The 19010-nt window shown below is 64.3% G+C and carries 20 protein-coding genes and 1 pseudogene; 10 read left to right on the top strand and 11 right to left on the bottom strand.

Going from position 1 to position 19010, the window contains the following annotated elements; translation table 11 throughout:
• Window positions 1-120 precede the first annotated feature (120 nt).
• Window positions 121-423, bottom strand: a complete 303-nt coding sequence (locus AC56QQ_RS10535) for an accessory factor UbiK family protein (RefSeq protein ID WP_497126879.1) — start codon at window positions 421-423, stop codon at window positions 121-123.
• A gap of 255 nt (window positions 424-678) precedes the next feature.
• Between AC56QQ_RS10535 and AC56QQ_RS10530 the strand changes: the two genes are divergently transcribed.
• The 7 genes from AC56QQ_RS10530 (at window position 679) to AC56QQ_RS10500 (ending at window position 6889) form a co-directional block, all read left to right on the top strand.
• Window positions 679-918, top strand: coding sequence for a BrnA antitoxin family protein (locus tag AC56QQ_RS10530; protein WP_497126877.1), 240 nt, complete (start codon window positions 679-681; stop codon window positions 916-918).
• Window positions 919-1090: 172 nt separating this feature from the next.
• Window positions 1091-1945 carry a prolipoprotein diacylglyceryl transferase gene (gene lgt / locus AC56QQ_RS10525; RefSeq protein ID WP_497126875.1) on the top strand — a complete coding sequence of 285 codons (855 nt, stop codon included), beginning with the start codon at window positions 1091-1093 and terminating at the stop codon, window positions 1943-1945.
• The gene (locus tag AC56QQ_RS10520) at window positions 1942-3030 is read left to right on the top strand and encodes a class I SAM-dependent methyltransferase (RefSeq protein WP_497126874.1); all 1089 of its coding nucleotides are present in this window, start codon (window positions 1942-1944) and stop codon (window positions 3028-3030) included. Before lgt ends, AC56QQ_RS10520 begins: the two co-directional genes overlap by 4 nt.
• Before the next feature lie 116 nt (window positions 3031-3146).
• Window positions 3147-3941 carry a peptidoglycan editing factor PgeF gene (gene pgeF, locus AC56QQ_RS10515; protein WP_497126872.1) on the top strand — a complete coding sequence of 265 codons (795 nt, stop codon included), beginning with the start codon at window positions 3147-3149 and terminating at the stop codon, window positions 3939-3941.
• Window positions 3941-5092 carry a M24 family metallopeptidase gene (locus AC56QQ_RS10510; RefSeq protein WP_489862816.1) on the top strand — a complete coding sequence of 384 codons (1152 nt, stop codon included), beginning with the start codon at window positions 3941-3943 and terminating at the stop codon, window positions 5090-5092. The genes pgeF and AC56QQ_RS10510 overlap by 1 nt, the downstream gene beginning before the upstream one ends.
• A gap of 43 nt (window positions 5093-5135) precedes the next feature.
• The gene (locus AC56QQ_RS10505) at window positions 5136-5747 is read left to right on the top strand and encodes a hypothetical protein (protein ID WP_497126870.1); all 612 of its coding nucleotides are present in this window, start codon (window positions 5136-5138) and stop codon (window positions 5745-5747) included.
• Window positions 5748-5953: 206 nt separating this feature from the next.
• Window positions 5954-6889, top strand: a complete 936-nt coding sequence (locus tag AC56QQ_RS10500) for a ribose-phosphate pyrophosphokinase (RefSeq protein ID WP_019860650.1) — start codon at window positions 5954-5956, stop codon at window positions 6887-6889.
• 13 nt (window positions 6890-6902) lie between these two features.
• Here AC56QQ_RS10500 and AC56QQ_RS10495 read toward each other — a convergent pair whose 3' ends face one another.
• Complete coding sequence (locus tag AC56QQ_RS10495; RefSeq protein WP_497126868.1) at window positions 6903-7796, bottom strand: SDR family oxidoreductase; 894 nt, start codon at window positions 7794-7796, stop codon at window positions 6903-6905.
• A gap of 126 nt (window positions 7797-7922) precedes the next feature.
• Here AC56QQ_RS10495 and AC56QQ_RS10490 point away from each other — a divergent pair, with 126 nt between their 5' ends.
• A complete protein-coding gene (locus AC56QQ_RS10490) occupies window positions 7923-8891 on the top strand; it encodes an AraC family transcriptional regulator (protein WP_497126866.1) in 969 nt (322 codons plus the stop codon).
• A gap of 26 nt (window positions 8892-8917) precedes the next feature.
• Here AC56QQ_RS10490 and AC56QQ_RS10485 read toward each other — a convergent pair whose 3' ends face one another.
• A complete protein-coding gene (locus AC56QQ_RS10485; RefSeq protein WP_497126864.1) occupies window positions 8918-9796 on the bottom strand; it encodes an AraC family transcriptional regulator in 879 nt (292 codons plus the stop codon).
• A 136-nt stretch (window positions 9797-9932) separates the two neighbouring features.
• Here AC56QQ_RS10485 and AC56QQ_RS10480 point away from each other — a divergent pair, with 136 nt between their 5' ends.
• Window positions 9933-11162, top strand: coding sequence for an MFS transporter (locus tag AC56QQ_RS10480; protein WP_497126862.1), 1230 nt, complete (start codon window positions 9933-9935; stop codon window positions 11160-11162).
• A gap of 83 nt (window positions 11163-11245) precedes the next feature.
• Here AC56QQ_RS10480 and AC56QQ_RS10475 read toward each other — a convergent pair whose 3' ends face one another.
• A complete protein-coding gene (locus tag AC56QQ_RS10475) occupies window positions 11246-12103 on the bottom strand; it encodes an alpha/beta fold hydrolase (RefSeq protein WP_489862822.1) in 858 nt (285 codons plus the stop codon).
• Between the two features lie 152 nt (window positions 12104-12255).
• Here AC56QQ_RS10475 and AC56QQ_RS10470 point away from each other — a divergent pair, with 152 nt between their 5' ends.
• Entirely contained in the window at window positions 12256-12684 is a 429-nt protein-coding gene (locus tag AC56QQ_RS10470; protein ID WP_497126860.1) for a MarR family winged helix-turn-helix transcriptional regulator, read from the top strand.
• A 148-nt stretch (window positions 12685-12832) separates the two neighbouring features.
• On the opposite strand, the pseudogene AC56QQ_RS10465 reads toward AC56QQ_RS10470, so the two are convergent.
• The 7 genes and pseudogenes from AC56QQ_RS10465 to AC56QQ_RS10435 form a co-directional block, all read right to left on the bottom strand.
• Window positions 12833-13644: pseudogene (locus AC56QQ_RS10465) on the bottom strand (3-methyl-2-oxobutanoate hydroxymethyltransferase).
• A gap of 8 nt (window positions 13645-13652) precedes the next feature.
• Window positions 13653-14435: a TIM barrel protein gene (locus AC56QQ_RS10460; protein ID WP_497126858.1), complete on the bottom strand. Its 783-nt coding sequence runs from the start codon at window positions 14433-14435 to the stop codon at window positions 13653-13655.
• Between the two features lies 1 nt (window position 14436).
• A complete protein-coding gene (locus AC56QQ_RS10455; protein WP_497126856.1) occupies window positions 14437-14748 on the bottom strand; it encodes a MocE family 2Fe-2S type ferredoxin in 312 nt (103 codons plus the stop codon).
• 107 nt (window positions 14749-14855) lie between these two features.
• Window positions 14856-15647, bottom strand: a complete 792-nt coding sequence (locus tag AC56QQ_RS10450) for an ATP-binding cassette domain-containing protein (protein WP_489862827.1) — start codon at window positions 15645-15647, stop codon at window positions 14856-14858.
• Window positions 15647-16594, bottom strand: a complete 948-nt coding sequence (locus tag AC56QQ_RS10445; protein WP_489863513.1) for an ABC transporter permease — start codon at window positions 16592-16594, stop codon at window positions 15647-15649. Before AC56QQ_RS10445 ends, AC56QQ_RS10450 begins: the two co-directional genes overlap by 1 nt.
• A 307-nt stretch (window positions 16595-16901) precedes the next feature.
• Window positions 16902-17882: a sugar ABC transporter substrate-binding protein gene (locus tag AC56QQ_RS10440; RefSeq protein WP_497126854.1), complete on the bottom strand. Its 981-nt coding sequence runs from the start codon at window positions 17880-17882 to the stop codon at window positions 16902-16904.
• 97 nt (window positions 17883-17979) lie between these two features.
• A complete protein-coding gene (locus tag AC56QQ_RS10435; RefSeq protein WP_497126852.1) occupies window positions 17980-18999 on the bottom strand; it encodes a sterol desaturase family protein in 1020 nt (339 codons plus the stop codon).
• Window positions 19000-19010 lie beyond the last annotated feature (11 nt).

The following is a 19010-nucleotide window of genomic DNA, read 5'->3' as shown; positions in this document are numbered from 1 at the left end:
ATTTTTCGCACTGCGTCATTCGCATGTGGAAAGCCGCTGTCACAAAGATTCATGCAATGCCGTTAAGCGATTCACGGCAAAGCGCTTTTCAGGATTGTGCTTTGTGGAAAAGTTTAACGATTATTTTTTTGCGCGGGGCTTTGCCGCCGCCGCTGGTGCGGCCTGTCCGGTCAATTCGGCAAGCTTCGCTTCGAGCGCCTCGACGCGGGCGGCAAGACGGGTATTCTCGTCCCTCGCCTTGGCGGCCATCTCGCGCGCGGCCTCGAACTCCTCGCGCTGCACCACATCCATCGAGTTGAGGATGCGCTCGGCCTGTCCCTTGAAGGCGGTTTCCACCTCACGGCGCACGCCTTGCGCCGCGCCCGCGGCGTCGGTCATCAGCTTGGCGAATTCATCGAGAATGCGGTTCGGTCCGGTCGACATGGCAAATCCTCGCTTGCTCGAAATGACGTAATGATGCCGCGCGTCGAATGCAAGAACGTTGCACGCCTCTGGCGCATCGCCAGTCGATCCCGTGGCCTGTCTGCGCTGCTATAACGCATGTCCGCAGACTGATTGTCGCGCGTGCAGGGAGCTTTCGAGCGGCTCCTTCCAGACTATACGGGATGGCGCCAAGTCGCCTATTGTGGTGCTTTCATCTCATCTTGCGTCAAGCACGCTCCAGTTAGGGTCAATCAAATGGCAACGCCTCCGCGCCGACCGACAAATCCGATGGCAGCCGCCGAGGCTGCCTTCAAGCCGATCAAGAAACCGGCGGCACCAATTCGCGAACCCTCGGCCGCACCGAATGTCAGGGAGCTTGTTTCGATCCGGATCGATCGCGCCGTGCTGGACCATTTCCAGGAAGATGGTCCCGGCTGGCAGGACAGGATCAACGACGCGTTGCGGCGGATGGTTGCTGTCGAGCCTGAGGATTGAACCCAGCCATCCGGCCGCTGCCACGGCAGATTTGCGGCATGTCCCTGCACGGCGCGATGGCCCTTGTGGCGATCCCGTTCCCCGAGCCTTGACGGGAACCACCTTGCCTTGACCCCGCCAAAACCCTGCCGCATGGTCCGCGCCCAATGCGACCGCAACCGAGAGCTCCCCGTTGAACGAATATTTCCTGCTGCCGCTGGCCTCCCTGCCCTTTCCCAACATCAACCCGATCCTGATCCAGATCGGTCCGCTGGCGGTGCACTGGTACGGCGTCGGCTACATCGTCGGCATCCTGTTCGCCTGGTGGTATGCCAAGCGGCTCGCCGCCAATGCCGGGCTGTGGCCGAACGGCATCCTGCCGATGAAGCCGGAGGACCTCGATGATTTCATCGTCTGGGCGGCCATCGGCGTCGTGCTGGGCGGCCGCACCGGCTACGTGCTGTTCTACGACCTGCCGCGCTACATTGCCCACCCGCTCGACATCTTCGCCGTCTGGCAAGGCGGCATGTCGTTCCATGGCGGCCTGCTCGGCGTCACCCTCGCCATGACGCTGTTTTCCATCAAGCGCGGCATCCGCACCTGGTCGCTGTTCGATGTCGTGGCCGCCGGCGTGCCGGTCGGCCTCGGCCTGGTGCGCGTCGCCAACTTCATCAATTCCGAACTCTGGGGCCGACCGACCGATGTGCCGTGGGCGATCGAGTTCCCCAATGGCGGGCCATTTGCCCGCCATCCGAGCCAGCTCTACGAGGCCTTGCTCGAGGGCGTGGTGCTGTTCCTCGTGCTGCGCATCCTCACCCATTCGCGCCTCAAGCTGAAGACGCCGCGCTTCGTCGGCGGCGCCTTCATCTGCGGCTATGGCCTGTCACGCATCTTCGTCGAGTTCTTCCGCGAGCCCGACCAGCAGCTCGGCTATCTCCTTGGCACCAACTGGCTGACCATGGGCATGATCCTGTCGTCGCCGATGGTGCTGGCCGGCATCTGGGCGATGGCGACCGCCAAGCCGGTGCCACAGTCACAGCCGGCATGACACGGCTGAAGGCCCGCATCGTCGACCTGATCGAGGCGCTGGGGCCGATCCCGGTCAACGAATACATGGCGCTATGCCTGTTCGACCCCACGGACGGCTACTACACGACGCGCGAACCCTTCGGTGCCGCCGGCGACTTCATCACCGCGCCGGAAATCAGCCAGATGTTCGGCGAGCTCGTCGCCGTCTGGCTCTACCAGGCCTGGCTGGCCGGCAGCCGGCCGCTGCCGGTGACCATCGCCGAGATCGGCCCCGGCCGCGGCACGCTGATGAAGGACATGCTGCGCACCCTGTCGCGGCTTGATCCTGATCTGGCCAACGGCGCCACCTTCGCCATGATCGAGACCAGCCCGCGCCTGGCCGAGGTCCAGAAACAGACGCTTGCCGCGACACCTTTCGCGGTTCGCTGGCACGAAACCATCGACACGCTGCCGCAACAGCCGCTTCTCATCGTCGGCAACGAATTGTTCGACGCCGTGCCCATTCGCCAGTTCGTCCGCGCCGGCGCCGGCTGGCGCGAGCGTATGGTCGGCCTGGACGATGGGGACAACCTCGGCTTCTTTGCTGGCGCCGGCTCGGTCGACCCGACGCTGCTGCCTAAGGATGCCGCCAGCGCGCCGCAAGGCGCCATCGTCGAAGTGGCGCCTGCCCGCGCCGCATTGATGGCGGCCATCGCCGGACGCATAGCGGGACAAGGCGGTGCCGGCCTGTTCCTCGACTATGGCCACCTCCAGCCAGGCGTCGGCGACACGCTGCAGGCCTTGCGCGGCCACGATCACGAAGATGTGCTGGCCAATCCCGGCGAAGCCGACCTGACGACCCATGTCGATTTCGCCGCACTCGCCGCGATCGTGCGCGCGCACGGCCTCGACGCACATCTGTCGACACAGGGCCACTTCCTGCTCGGCATGGGCATTCTCGAGCGCGCCGGCCGGCTCGGCGCCGATGCCTCCCAGGAAGCCCGCCAAAAGATCGCCGACGACGTCGAACGCCTCGCCGGCCCGCAAGCCATGGGCGAGCTGTTCAAGGTGCTTGCCGTGCTGCCGCGTGGCGTGGCCGTCCGCCCCTTTGCCGCGGCGGATTGACTTTTCGTCGCCGCCCCTCCCAATCTCCCGTCCGGTAAAAGAGTGGTCGAACCCCCGGCCGCGCTTTGTCCCGACTTTTTCTTGACGAAACCGCCCACACGGACAACAACGCCCGCATGCTGAATCAGACCAAACCGGATCCCGTTCGGTCGCCCCTGCTGGACAAGGCGCAGGCGCAAGGCATCCGCCACGGCTATTTCACCCGCAAGGGCGGCGTCTCCAGCGGCATCTACCGGGGCCTCAACATCGGCACCGGATCGAATGACGACCAGGCGCTTGTCGCGGAGAACCGCGGCCGCGTCGCCGCCTGGATGGGCGTGCCGGCGAGCCATCTGTTGACCGCCCACCAGATCCACTCGCCCGATGTCGTCATCGCCAGGGAGCCGTTTGCCGGCGAACGGCCCAAGGCCGACGCCATCGTCACCGACCAGCCGGGCATCGCCATTGGCGCCTCTACCGCCGACTGCGGCCCGGTGCTGTTCGCCGATGCGCAGGCGCGCATCATCGGCGCGGCGCATGCCGGCTGGAAAGGTGCGTTCACCGGCGTGCTGGAAAACACGGTTCTCGCGATGGAAAGCCTAGGCGCCCGGCGCGAACGCATCGTTGCCGTGCTCGGCCCCTCGATCGGCCCCGAGAACTACGAGGTCGGACCGGAATTCGTCGCCCGCTTCGTCGAGGCCGACGCCGAAAACATCGGCTATTTCGCGCCCTCCGCCAACGCCGGCCATGCCATGTTCGACCTCAACCGCTACACGGTCGACCGGCTTGCGAAGGCCGGGGTGACGGCCGAGGGTCTCGGCCGCTGCACCTATGCCGAGGCGGATCTGTTTTACTCCTACCGGCGCACCACGCACCGCGGGGAGCCCGATTACGGCCGGCAGGTTTCGGCAATCGTTTTGGAGAGGGAATAATGGCGCTGCATTTTGAACGATCGGAATTCGACGCGCGGCGCGACCGGCTGATGATCGAGATGGCCGAAAAGAAGCTCGACGCCATCCTGCTGTTCGCGCAGGAGAGCATGTACTGGCTGACCGGTTACGACACGTTCGGCTTCTGCTTCTTCCAGTGCCTGGTGGTGAAGGCCGACGGTTCGATGGTGCTTTTGACCCGTTCGGCCGACCTGCGCCAGGCGCGCCACACCTCGATCATCGACAACATCGTCCTGTGGACCGACCGCAACGGCGCCAATCCGGCGGTCGACCTGCGCAATCTGCTCAACGAGCTCGACCTGCTCGGCGCCCGCATCGGCGTCGAATACGACACCCACGGGCTGACCGCCTACAATGGCCGCCGGCTGGACGAGCAGTTGCAGACTTTTGGCCAGATCGCCGACGCGTCCGGCATTGTCGGCCGGCTGCGCCTGTTCAAGAGCCCGGCCGAGGTCGCCAAGGCCGAGAAGGCCGCCAATCTCTCCGACGACGCGCTCGACGCGGCCTTGCCGCTGATCAAGCAGGGCGGCGACGAAGCCCTGATCCTCGCCGCCATGCAGGGCGCGATCTTTGCCGGCGGCGGCGACTATCCGGCCAACGAGTTCATCATCGGCTCCGGCGTCGACGCGCTGCTGTGCCGCTACAAGGCCGGCCGCCGCAAGCTCACCAAGAACGACCAGCTGACGCTCGAATGGGCCGGCGTCTTCAACCACTACCACGCGCCGATGATGCGCACGGTGCTGACCGGCAAGGTCTCGAAGCGCCATCAGGAGCTTTTCGACGCCGCCCGCGCCTCCCTCCTGGCCGTCGAGAAGGCTATGACGCCGGGCAACAGCTTCGGCGACGTGTTCGATGCCCATGCCCGCACCATGGAAGCGCACGGCCTGACCAAGCACCGGCTGAACGCCTGCGGCTACTCCGTCGGCGCCCGTTTCACGCCGTCCTGGATGGACATGCCGATGTTCTACCAGGGCAATCCCGAGCCGATCGCGCCGAACATGACGCTGTTCGCCCACATGATCATCATGGATTCCGACACCGAGACGGCGATGACGCTTGGCCGCACCTACCTGACCACCGAATCCCAGCCGAAGCCGCTTTCCCGCCATGATCTCGACTTGATCGTACAGTGAATCCATAATGGGAGGCGTTCTTCGCCAAGGAGTTATCAGGCAAATGAGACGATCGCATGTGACGACCGTGTCATTGCTCGTGGCGCTCGCTCTTGCGGCCTGCACCAACGCCAAGGACGTCCTCGAGCCTTCGGCGATCACCCCGCCGGCGACCTCGACGCAGGCGCTGCCCGCCACGCAAGGCAACACGGCAGCCGCGGCTCCAGCACCAGCCACCACCACGGCGGGCGCTCCTGCAACCGCCACCACACCGCTCACGCCTGCCCAGAGCGCCGCCATCCTTTCCAAGACCCGCCTGCAGATCGCGCCGATCGTCGGCGCCTCGGTTGAAGCCGCGACGCCGCTGACGGCGGAGCTGCAGACGCGCGCCGTGCAGCGCGGCATCACGCTCGCCGGCAGCGCCGACCAGACCGCGACCCATGTGCTCAAAGGCTATTTCTCGGCGATTTCGGAAGGCAAGGACACCACTGTCATCTATGTCTGGGACGTCTACGACCCGGCCGGCAACCGCCTGCACCGCATCAACGGCCAGCTGAAAGCGCCTTCGGCCAACAGCGGCGACAGCTGGAAGGCGGTCGCGCCGACCACCATGCAGGCGATCGCCGACCAGACCATCGACCAGTTCGCGGCCTGGCTGGGCGGCAAGGCAGGCTAGGCATCGGACCTGTAAGTGGAAACGGTTTTGGGAAAATCCGATGCTCAAACGAGAAGAGGGAGCAGCGAGAGTCCGCTGCTTCCTGTTGCCGGCTGGCGATGGTGCGGAGCTTTCTTCAGATTAGCCGGCGGATTCCCGATCACGGCGCTTGCAATACCGGCGCGGGCCGCTAAAAGCCCGATGAAATCCCTCACCAGGAACGGTGCATGAAACTCTTCGCAGGCAATTCCAACAGGGTGTTGGCCGAAGCGGTCGCCCGCTATCTCAACATCCCGCTTGGCAAGGCCAGCGTCAGGCGCTTCGCCGATCAGGAAATCTTCGTCGAAATCCAGGAAAATGTGCGCGGCGAGGATGTCTTCATCCTGCAGTCGACCTCATTCCCGACCAACGATCACCTGATGGAACTGCTCATCATGATCGATGCCTTCATGCGCTCGTCGGCGAAACGCATCACGGCGGTGATTCCCTATTTCGGCTATGCGAGGCAGGATCGCCGTGCTTCCGGCCGCACCCCGATCTCGGCCAAGCTGGTCGCCAACATGATCACCCGCGCCGGCGTCGACCGCGTTCTGACGCTCGACCTGCATGCCGGCCAGATCCAGGGCTTTTTCGACATCCCGACCGACAATCTGTTCTCGGTGCCGGTGATGGCCCGCGACGTGAAGGCGAAGTACAAGCAGCTCGGCAATGTCGTGGTGGTATCGCCCGATATTGGCGGCGTGGTGCGCGCGCGCGCGCTGGCCAAGCGCTTCGACGCGCAACTCGCCATTGTCGACAAACGGCGTGAGCGTCCCGGTGAATCGGAAGTCATGAACATCATCGGCGCGGTCGCCGGCAAGGATTGCCTGCTGATCGACGACATCGTCGATTCCGGCGGCACGCTCTGCAATGCCGCCGATGCGCTGCTGGCCAACGGCGCCACCAGCGTCACCGCCTACATCACCCACGGCGTCTTGTCGGGCGGCGCCGTCGCCCGCATCAGCGGCTCGAAGCTGCAGGAACTGGTGATCACCGATTCCATCCAGCCGACGCAGGGCGTTCTCGACGCCCCCAACATCCGCGTCATCTCGATCGCCGACCTGATGGGCGAAGCCATCTCGCGCACGGCGACCGAGGAATCGGTGTCCAGCCTGTTCGACTAGGCCAAAGCAGCCTTCAGCTTTCGAAATAGCTGAGGCGGTCGAGGTCGGCAATCAGCCCTGCCTGCTTAGGCTGCCACCCAAGTACATCCCGGGTCTGCTGGCTGGAAGCTGGCCAGTCCACGCCGAAGAAGTGCGCGAGGAAGCCGAAATGGTCGGCCGCTTCCTCCTGGGTTTTGGACACGACCGGCAGGTTCAGGCGCCGGCCGATGATCTCGGCGATCTCTCGCGTCGGCACTCCTTGATCGGCGACGCCATGGTAGCGGGCTCCGCCGGCCCCTTTCTCCAGCGCCAGCCTGAAGAGCGTGGCGGCATCGAGCCGGTGCACCGCCGGCCAGCGGTTGGTCCCATCACCGATATAGGCCGAGACGCCCTTCTGACGGGCGATGCCGATCAGCATCGGCACGAAGCCGTGATCGCCGTCGCCGTGGACGGAGGGGGAAAGACGCACCGTCGAGGCGCGCACCCCGCGCGCCGCCAGCGCCTCAGTCGTCACTGCCGAAGCGCGGGGATAGGAAGCAGACGGCGGAACAGGCGCGTCGTCCTCGGTCGCCATGCTGCCCTGCGTCAGCACCGCGAGCCCGGACGTGACCAGCAATGGCCTTTCGGAATCTTCGAGTGCCGCGCCAAGCGTCTCGATGGCGCGCCGGTCCGCCTCGCAATTCGCCGCGAATTTCGAGAAGTCGTGGTTGAAGGCGGTATGGATCACACCGTCCGACTGGGCGGCCCCGCTGCGCAGGCTTTCCAGATCCTCGATATCGCCGCGAAGCGCCTCGGCGCCTGCGGCGGCGACCGACCTGGCGCCTGCATCCGAGCGGGCAAGACCGAGCACCTGATGACCCGCTCCAACAAGCTCCCGCACGACTGCGGAACCGACAAAACCGGTGGCACCGGTCACAAATACACGCATGGTGATCTCTCCTTTGGCTCGTGCGAGGCCGGACAGGCACTCCGTTGCCAAAGGAGATACGGGATTGAGGTAATACGATCTATGCTGTAAAGTCCGTATTATCTTCGCAATCGTCCGGGAATACTCATGGATCCGCTCTCAGACGTGCTGTCGCTGCTGAAGCCGCGCAATTACCTCTCCGCCGGGCTGGAGGCCGGTGGCGACTGGTCGATCCAGTTCCCCGACCAGCAGGCAGCCATCAAATGCGGTGCCGTGGTGTCCGGCCAGTGCTGGCTGTCCGTGGAGGGCGTCACTGACGCGGTGCGCCTCGAGACGGGCGACTGCTTCCTGCTGCCGCGCGGCCGGCCCTTCCGCCTTGCCAGCGATATGGACCTGCCGGCGGTCGATGCCCGCACGATCTTTTCCCCGGCCCGCACCGGCGGCGTCACCTCGCACAATGGCGGCGGCGATTTCCTTCTCGTCAGCAGCCGCTTCGCCCTTTCCGGCGGCCATGCCGGCATCCTGTTGCGGATGCTGCCGCCCATCGTCCACATCCGCAGCGATGCCGACCATTCGGCATTGCGCTGGCCAGTGGAGCGGATGATGCAGGAATTGCGTGAGCGCCAGCCCGGTGGCTTCCTCATCGTCGAGCACCTCGCCCACATGATCCTGATCGAGGCCTTGCGCCTGCACATGGCCGAGGGGTTGCGAGGCGGCGTCGGCTGGCTGTTTGCCCTGGCCGACAAGCAGATCGGCGCGGCGATCGGTGCCATGCACGACAATCCGGCGCATGGCTGGACATTGCAGACGCTGGCGGAGCGCGCCGGCATGTCGCGGTCGACCTTTGCCCTGAAATTCAAGGCGACTGTCGGCGCCTCGCCGATGGATTACCTGACGCGCTGGCGCATGCTGCTGGCGGGCGACCGGCTGGCAAGTTCCGGCGACCCTGTTTCGGCCATCGCGCTGTCGCTCGGCTACGAGTCCGAAAGTGCCTTCAGCACCGCCTTCAAGCGGGTGATGGGCTGTTCGCCACGGCAACATGGCCGTGGCCACGCACCGGCTTCCGCTCCCCATGGCGAGGAGATCATCCGCCTGCCGGAGCCGGTCGCGGGCTGAAGGCGAAGCCGGGCATCAGCCTGAAATCAGGGGCTCTCCAGCCGAGCCGGACCGGGTTGGCGACGCGCACCTTCACCGCTGTCGCGCGCGCCGCGCATATAGCCGCGTGGCGACGCGCCCAGCATACGCTTGAACATGGTGATGAAGGCCGGCACGCTGTCATAGCCGAGGTCGAGCGCCACCCTGGTGATGGGCTCGCCATCGGCCAGCCTCGGCAGCGCCGCGAACAGGCAGGCCTGCTGGCGCCATGTCGACAGCGACAATCCGGTCTGGCGATGAAAGGCGCGGGTGAAGGAACGGCGGCTCATGCCGGCGGCATCCGCCCATTCGTCGATCGTCGCATGCGGCGAGGGTGCCGCGACGAAACGCCGGCAGAGCGCCGCCAACCTGGGGTCGGACGGGAACGGCAGGCCGAGCGGCCGCTCCGGCAGGGTCGGAATTTCATGCAGCAAAAGCTTCATGATCAGTCCGCCGCGCCCTTCCAGCTCGCCGCCTTGCGGCAGCTTTTCCGATTCCACGATCAGGCTGTGCATCAGGTCGGTGACACCGACCACGCGCAAGCCCTCCGGCAGCCCGGGAATAGCCCGCGGCATCACATACACCGAACGCATCGAGACATCGCCCAGCATCTCGACGGAATGCTCGGTGCCGGCCGGAATCCACATCGCGTGATCGGGCGGCACCATCCACCGTCCGTGCCGCGTCGTCACCAGCACGACGCCGACCAGCGCATGCAGCAGCTGGCTGCGGCTGTGGCGGTGCCGCGGCACATGGTAGCCGTCGGGATATTCGGTCGGCAAAGCCACCGCCGGACCGGCTACTTGCTCCAGCCATTGCCAGCGACGCTCGTGCAATTGCTGCAGATCGGCATTGCCGGCGTGAAAGATTTCCCTGCCGTGCGGCATCGGCTATGGCCCACTTGCGAAACTATTGGACCAAACCACGAAAGAAGTCGCCTGGCAACCGGCCTATAAGGCGCCTGCGGGAGCGCCCGCCAAACTGCCTGCCGGCGTGCCCGCCAAAAAGACCACGGAGCCTGTCTTGACCGATACAACAGCCACCGCCGTCGCGTCGCCCGCGACCGCCAGCCACGCTTCAGCCCAGGCGACGGCCTTCACCGTCATCCTGGCGGTGAGCTTCTGCCATTGCATCAACGACATCATGCAGTCGCTGCTATCGGCCATCTATCCCTTGCTGAAAGAGAATTACGGTCTCGATTTCTGGCAGATCGGCCTCCTGACCTTCACGTTCCAGGTGACCGCGTCGCTGCTGCAGCCGGTGATCGGCATGGTCACCGACAAGCGGCCGATGCCTTATTCGCTGCCCTACGGCATGGCCTCCTCGCTGATTGGCCTGATCGTGCTGGCCTATGCCGGGCATTATGCGCTGCTGCTGGTCGGCGCCTCGCTGATCGGCATCGGCTCGGCGATCTTCCATCCGGAATCCTCGCGCATCGCCCGCTTCGCCTCCGGCGGCCGCTTCGGTCTGGCGCAGTCGCTGTTCCAGGTCGGCGGCAATTTCGGCCAGTCCATGGGCCCGTTGCTGGCCGCCTTCATCGTCGTGCCGTTCGGCCAGACCAGCATCGCCTGGTTCGCCGTCGGTTCGCTGATCGGCATATTCGTGTTGTGGCGGGTCGGCGGCTGGTACAGCCGGCTGCGCGCCACGCAGGGCACCCGCAAGGCGGTCAGCTTCGTCTCGCCATTCCCGCGCCGCAAGGTGATGGGCGCGCTGCTGGTTCTGACGCTGCTGGTGCTGACCAAGAACGCTTACATCTCCAGCCTGGCCAGCTACTACACCTTCTATTCCATCCATAAGTTCGGCGTTTCGGTGCAGATGTCTCAGGTCATGCTGTTCCTGTTCCTCGGCGCCTCGGCGCTGGGCATCCTGCTCGGCGGCCCGTTCGGCGACCGCTACGGACAAAAGGCCATGATCTGGTTCTCGATCGTCGGCGTGTTGCCCTTCACGCTGGCCCTGCCCTACGCCAACTTCGAATGGACGATGGTCTTGACGGTGCTGATCGGGCTGATCCTGTCGTCGGCCTTCTCCAACATCGTCGTCTTCGCGCAGGAACTGGTGCCGGGCCGCGTCGGCATGATCGCCGGCATCTTCTTCGGCTTCGCCTTCGGCGTGGGCGGCATCGCCGCCGCCGTGCTCGGCGTCGTCGCCGACATGAAGGGCATCGATTTCGTCTTCCAGATCTGCTCGTATCTCCCGTTCCTCGGACTGCTAACGGTGTTCCTGCCGAACATGAAGCAAGCCAGGACGGCATAGGCGGACGCTGCGATCCGATAGGACCGAATTCAGACGGGTAAAACACCTGCCTGACGGCGGGTGCTTTACCCTGTTCGAAAAGCCTAGGCCTTGAAGAAGGCCAAAAGGTCGGCGTTGATGATGTCGGCATGGGTCGTGGCCATGCCATGCGGGAAGCCCTTGTAGATCTTGAGCTCGCCCTTCTTGAGCAGCTTGATCGTCAGCAGCGCCGAGTCGGCTATAGGGACGATCTGGTCGTCGTCACCGTGCATGACCAGCACCGGCACATCGATTGTCTTCAGGTCCTCGGTGAAGTCGGTTTCCGAGAAGGCCTTGATGCAATCATAGTGCGCCTTGGTGCCGCCCATCATGCCTTGGCGCCACCAATTGTCGATGATCCCCTGCGATACTGCGGCGCCCGGACGGTTGAAACCGTAGAACGGACCAGCCGGAACGTCGCGGAAGAACTGGGCGCGGTTGGCTGCCTGGGCGGAGCGGAAACCGTCGAAGACCTCGATCGGCAGGCCGCCGGGATTGGCCGGGGTCTTGAGCATGATTGGCGGCACCGCGCCGATCAGCACCGCCTTGGCGACGCGGCCCCCCGAGCCGTACTGGGCGACATAGCGCGCCACTTCGCCGCCACCGGTCGAATGGCCGACATGGATTGCGTTCTTGAGATCGAGATGCGCCGCGAGTGCCGCAACATCGGCGGCGTAAGTGTCCATCTCGTTGCCGATATCCGTCTGCGTGGAGCGGCCATGGCCGCGCCGGTCATGGGCAATGACGCGGTAGCCTTGTGCTAGGAAGAACAGCATCTGCGCATCCCAGTCGTCGCTGCTCAATGGCCAGCCGTGATGGAAGACGATCGGCTGACCGGTTCCCCAGTCCTTGTAGAAGATTTCAGTCCCGTCCTTGGTGGTGATCGTGCCGCTGCCGGAGCCGGGCTTGGATTGCGAGGTCATCTCAATCTCCTTTAATTGATTGTCGCGACAAACAATATCGCGATAACAATATAGCTAGCGCAGCTTGCAACCCTTGTCCATGGAAATATGTATCGCGATATCATTTTTCGTGGTATGGAGTTTGTGCCGATGTCGGCAAGAAGGAATGCGTCGTGCCTCTCCCGTTGGACAATCAGCTCTGTTTCACGCTCTACGCCACGAGCATGGCGATCAATCGCACCTACAAGCCGATGCTGGACGAGATGGGGATCACCTATCCGCAGTATCTTGTGCTCAATGCGCTGGGAGAAGCCGATGGCATGTCGGTTGGCACCATCGCGCACAGGCTTGCCCTGGAATCGAGCACCGTCACGCCGCTGGTGAAGCGAATGGAGCAGGCTGGGCTGGTGACCCGCCAGCGCAGCCAGATCGACGAGCGTCAGGTGCAGGTCGATCTGACCGCCGCCGGGCGCGCGCTGCTTGTCCAGTGCAACTGCCTGAACGAGACCTTGATCGAACGCTCGGGCATGACGCTGGCACAACTCGATGCCCTGAACCGCCAGATCCAGGCGCTGCGCGATGCGCTGAGCGGCAACCAATAGCTAGCTCGGCGTGCCGATTTCGCCACGTCGAGAAACGTCCGATGGACGGCAATCGTCCGATCCGGTGTGGCGGCCTCATCCGTTTTTTGCAAGACGCAAGCCGCCATCCCCCAAAGATCCAATCCTGCCGCCGCCATGATCGGCGTGCTCAGAGGCCGAGGGCCGTCCTGAAGGTCGATAATTCCTCGTCGGTGACGGGAACCACGTGCTGCGGCTCGGGATAGGCGCCCGTTTGTACGTCCGAGATGAACTCGCGATAGGCGGCGACACGCTCGCGCTGCAGCCGATCATACTCGGCGGCGAAGTTGCGGTAGGTCTTGGCATGGCGCGGCTTGTGGCCAGCGGTGTGGCCAAGCACGTCCTCGCTGAAAAGATACTGCGCGTCGGCGTGTGGCCCGGCGCCCATGCCAAGCATGATCATGGGCGTATTCCTTGTGATCAATTCGGCAATCCGGTCGGCACCACTTCCAGCTCGGCGCCGAAGCAGCCGATGGCCTCCAAGCGTTTGACGTGATCCCACACCGAACGCGCGCTCTCGGCCGTTCTGCCGACGGCCTTGAACCCGCCGGTCCAGGTGCATTGCGAAGGGATCAGGCCGACATGGGCAACAACCGGTACCGCGTTGTCGCAGAGCGCCTTCTGGATATCGAGCGAGGCGGCACAGTAGAAGCAGTCGCCGCCGATGCGCATGAAGTGATAGGCGGTTTTCAGATAGTCCTCTGACGTGACCAGGTTGCCGGCGGGGCCGTAAGGCAGCCCGACCTGCACGAAGCAGCGGCCGGCCGCCTCGCGCATCTCGGGCGAAAAGAAGCGGCCCTCGATCGAAAGCATGTCGACGCCTGCCGCGTCCGCCGCTGCCGCCTCTTCGAGCGAGGTGACGTACAGCATGGAAATCTTTTGTCCACGACCCTTCATGGCGCGGATATCGGCGACGGTGGGGCGGATGCTCTTGGTGACCATTTCGTTCCTCAGACGTTGAAGGCTTCGCGGAAGGCCAGCAGGGCTGCCTCGGGATCGCCGGAGGCGAACGCCTCCATTCCCACCGGACCGCGATAGCCCATGTCCTTCAGCGCACGGGCGATGCCCTTGTAATTGATCTCGCCGCTGCCGGGCTCCATGCGTCCGGGCACGTCGGCTACCTGCACCTCACCGATCCACGGCAAGCAGGCGCGGCAGAGTTCGATCAGGTTCCCTTCGCCGATCTGCGCATGGTAGAGATCGAGATTGAGGCGCAGGCTCGGCCGGTTGACGCTCAATACCAGCGCAAGCGTATCCTGCGCGCGCCCAAACGGCACGCCGGGATGGTCGACCGGCAGGTTCAGATTCTCCAGCGTGAAGGTCACGCCCTCGGTCTCGGCAAGGTCGGCGATGCGGTTCAGCGTGTCGCGCGCCTTGAGCCACATCGCGCCGGTGACGGTCTCACAGGGCGTGACCGGTAGGCCGCCTTCGCCCAGTCCGGTGCCGTGCAGGTTGAGCCGTGCGACACCGAGGCGCTTGCCGACTGCCGCCGTCTCCTTCGCCGTCCTCAAGAGTTCGTCGGCGCCCTCGTCATCGGCAAGCCTGCCGCGCAGATAGCCGTTCATGATCGAGAAGGTCGCGCCGGATTTTTCGAGCATGGCGAGATCATGTTCGGGCCAGTTCCACAGGCCAACATGGAAGCCCATTTCGGTGAGGCGCCGCACGCGCCATTCCATCGGCCGGTCGCGCCACAGCATCTCGGCGCAAGCGGCAAGGGTGAAGGTATCGGACATGTCAGACCTCGATGTACACGCGGCCGTCCTCGACCTTCGTGGTGTAGGTTTTAAGGTTCACGCAGACCGGTGCGCGCAGCGCTTCGCCGGTCCGGTAGTCGAACACGCCGCTGTGCTTCGGGCATTCGATCTTGTATTCCATAACCAGCCCTTCGCTCAGATGCACCTTCTCATGCGTGCAAAGCCCGTCGGTGCAGAAGAAAGCATCCTCGGGGCTGCGATAGATGGCGAATGTCCGGCCTTCGTGATCGAAGCGGATGACGTCCTCTTCCTCGATGTCATCGGTCGCGCACGCGTCAATCCACTTTGCCATTGCTGGTTCCTGCAAGCCTGTCTTTGTTCGGTTGAAAAGGCGGCCGGCGGGACCACGCATTCCGCCGGCCGCACAGGAAGATGCCCGGGAGGAGAAGATGGGCGTCTTCACTGCGTTGCGCTGAAGCTCTCGATCTCGGCTTCAAGCTCAGCCATCTGCTCGCCGCCCGCCATCAGGTCGGTGATCGCCTCGCGGCTTTTCTCACCCTTGCGGAAATCGGCGGCCTTGGAGCCTCTGATGAGGACGGCGAAGTGGTCGCCGACGGTCAGGGCATGGACGACATTGTGGGTGATGAAGATCACCGCAATGCCCTTGCGGCGTGCCTGCAGGACGATGCGCAGCACATGCGCCGCCTCCTTGACGCCAAGGGCCGCGGTCGGCTCGTCGAGGATCAGCACGCTGGCGCCGAAATGCACGGCGCGCGCGATCGCCAGCGCCTGGCGTTCGCCGCCGGACAGTCCGCCGACGAGGCGGTCGCCATCGTCGATGCGGGTGATGCCGAGCTGGCGCATCTCGCTGACGGCGATCTCATTGGCCCGCTTGCGGTCGTAGATGGTCAGCGGCCCCCAGCGCCGCGTCGGCTCGGCGCCGACGAAGAAGGAGCGGCCGATGCTCATCAGCGGGAATGTCCCGCCGAACTGGTGGACGGTGGCGATGCCATGGTCGCTGGCGTCGCGGGGGCTGTCGAAGGCGACTGACTTGCCGTCCATTTCTATCGTGCCCGACGTCGGTTTGTGGACACCGGAGAGGATCTTGATCAGCGTCGACTTGCCGGCACCATTGTCGCCGAGCAGGCACAGCACCTCGCCTCTGTTGACCTCGAGCGAGATGTCGTGGAGGACGTCGATCGGACCGAACGACTTGTTGATCCCAGTCAGTCTGAGCAGGGGCGTTGTCATCAGCGTGCCCTCGGTTTGGTGCGCGGCGAATAGGTCAGCGCCATGGTGCGGAAGGTGTTGTTCATTAGCACCGCCGCCAGCAGCAGGACGCCGATGATCAGGCTCGCCCAGTTGGCGTCGAAGCCGGTGTAGAAAATGCCCTGGTTAACGATGGCGAAGGTCAGCGTGCCGAGCACGATGCCGACCACCGAGCCGTAGCCGCCGGTCAGCAGCACGCCACCGATGACCACCGCGATGATCGAGTTGAAGATGAAGGACTGTCCGGCGGCCACCTGGGCGCTGTTGTAGAGGATCGCCTGCGACATGCCGACGAAGGAGGCGCACAGGCCGCTGCTCATGAACAGCGCGATGGTGACCCGGTCGGTCGGGATGCCGGCATTGCGGGCGCTGACGGCGTCACCGCCCATGGCCAGGATCCAGTTACCGAACCGCGAGAAATTCAGGATGAAGCCGACGATGAGGATGGCGGCGATCCACCAGAACAGCGTCACCTCGAACTTGCCGCCGAGATAGTCGCCGAACAGCAGCTTGGCGGTCGGTCCGCTCTTCAGCGCGACGCTGGTGCTGCCGGACAGGATGACCGAGAGGCCGAGCGTCAGGCCGGCCAATGCGAACAACGTGGCGAGCGTCACGACGAAGGATGGCACCTTGGTGCGGATCACCAGGACACCGTTGATGAAGCCGACGGCGAGGCCCAGACCGAGCGCCGCGAGGATCCCGACGATGATTGGTGCGCCATAGTGGCCCGAGATGATGGCAATGGTCATCGAACTGGCGGGGACCATCGACCCGACGGAGAGATCGAGATGTCCGGCGATCATCAACAGCCCAACCGGGAGTGCGATGATGCCGAGTTCCGAGGCGACGTTGAGCCAGCTCGCGGACCCACCGGCCGACATGAAATTGGCGCCGCCGAAGATCGAGAAGAACATCAGCACGGCGATCATGCCGATCAGCGAACCCACCTCGGGTCGGCGCACGAGGCTGCCGATCGAGGGCAGCGAAGAGTGCTGGGAGGACGGCGCGGTCGCTGCCGTGGCGGGTTGGTGATGGGCTTGGGATGTCATCGAAATGTCCCTGGCTTGAACATGGCTCCCCCTTCTCCCCTTGTGGGAGAAGGTGTCGCCAAAGGCGACAGATGAGGGGTGCTGGGCGGAGTGAGGCGTTGGAGTTTCTTCGAACAACCCTCAACCGTCTCGGCGCTGCGCGCCGATCCACCTTCTCCCACACAAGGGGAGAAGGTGAGGCGGCGTTTTATCGAGCGCCGGCCGCGGCACCCGCCAGCGTCGCATCGACATTGGCGGCGTCGACGATCCCCGGTCCGGTCAGCACCGGTTTCGTCGGCAGGTCGAGCCCGTAATTGACGAAGCCGTTCAACAGCGACACAGCGAGATAGCCCTGCAGGTAAGGCTGCTGGTCGATCGAGAACATCTGAGTGCCGTCCTTGATGCGCTGAAGGCCGGTCTCATCCATGTCGAACGAAGCGAGCTTCACCTTGTCGCCGACATTGGCCTGGCTGATGGCGTTGGCCGCACTGTTGGCGTCGCCGGCGCTGATGGTGATGACACCGTCGAGGGTGTTGTCCTTCAGCACGGCGGCCTTGATCGCCTCGGCGACCGCGGTCGGGTTGCCGAAGCTGGAGGAAGGCAGCGGCAGCTGGCTGGATTTGCCGCCGGTCTTGGCGATGGCGTCGGCGATGCCCTTGCAGCGGTCTTCGGTGTTGGTCGCGCCCGGCAGTGTGTTGACGCACAGCACGTTCTTGGCGCCATGGCTGCCGTAATAGGCGCCCCCGCCGAGACCAGCCGCGTACTCTTCATTGCCAACATAACTCATGGCGCCGAGCCGCTTGGCGGCGTCCATGCCGCCGGAATTGTAGATGATGAGCGGCACGCCGGCGGCAACGACTTCCTTGAAGGCGTCGTCCATGGCCTCTGGCACCCAGTCGGGGCCGACGATCGCGCTCGGCTTCTGGCTGAGCGCTGTGCGGATCAGCTTGGCAGCGTCCGGGCCGAGATTGTCGTAGTTCTGCGGGCCGAGCCAGGTCACCGAGCCGCCGGTCAGTTCGGCGACCTTGCCGGCATCGTCGGCGCCCTTCTTGACCTTCGACCAGAACGGGTCGTCCGCCTTGCCGCCGATGACGAAGATCTTCGCCCCATCGGCCATTGCGGTTGTGGCGCCTGTCGCCACCACGGCCGCCGTCATCATCGCCGTCAAGAGCTTCCTTGTACGCTTCATGTCGTCTCCTCCCAGTTGCCGTCATCAGACGGGTTTAGAAAAACAGTGAATTTATCTGCTGGCGCGCACCTCTCCCGTTGCGCGTCGCGTCACGTGATCAATGGTTCGCTGCAGCCTTGGCGTTCATGCGTTCCTTCTTTTTCTGGAAGCGGGCGTCCATCATGGCGTCGCCTTGCCTAGTGCCGTCGTGCCAGGTGCCGAACCATCGATCGAGCGGGATCAGCCCGTCGCCGCCATAGTTCACCTCGAAAAATTTGTGGTGCAGGTAGTGCGTGTAGGCGTGGCTATCGACGGCCGTGTCCTCGCTCACCTCGAGCTTGTCGAAGCCGAGATGGCCGTTGACTGCGCCGAAGCCGGCGATGTGCAGCTGGAACAGCGCGACGATCGGATTGGACGGGATGATCAGGTGCCAGAAGGCGACCGCATGATAAAGGAACCCTTCCACCGGATGCATCGACAGCGACGACCAGGGCGACGGGTTGATCGAATTGTGGTGGACCGAATGGATCCAGCGATAGAGCGGTCCCCAGTGGATCAGGCGATGGATGAAGAAGAAATGCACCTCGTGGATGGCCGGCGCGACCAGCACCAGCGCCGCAAGATAGACCGGGTGGCCCTGCCAGCCGACCCACGGCACGTAGCCATTGGCGAAACACCAGAGGAAGACGACTTCGACCACGGTCCACAGCGGGATGGATATGAAGAACGAGCGCAGGAAGTTGTCGATGTTCTGGCTCTGGAACCAGAACACGTCGGAAGGCGCATCGGCGGGGAACCTGTGGTTGTATTTGAACCGCGTCGCCTGGGCGCGCTTGATGTAGTAGCGCAGCTCGAAGATGCCGTAGAAGACGAGGATCGCGGCGGCGTTGACGGCGTAGAGCCACAACGCCCAACCCCAGCTGATCGTCTTCATCGTCTCGACGCTGGGGACGACATAGAACCAGTAGATCAGCGCCGTGGCCATGTGGAAGGCATTCCACGGCCAGATATAGCCGGGCAGCCACGCCAGGATCTTCGGCAGTTTCGGTGGCCAGTACCACAACGGCGCCCCCTCGATGCGTCCGTTCGGCTTCCAGTCGCCACGCTTGTCGCGCACGCCGTATTTGAGATCATCCATGCAATTCCTCC

It is taken from the genome of Mesorhizobium sp. RCAM 05099 (assembly GCF_059683685.1).
Note: the sequence above shows the minus strand (reverse complement) of the source record. Positions and strands in the feature narration are given on the sequence as shown.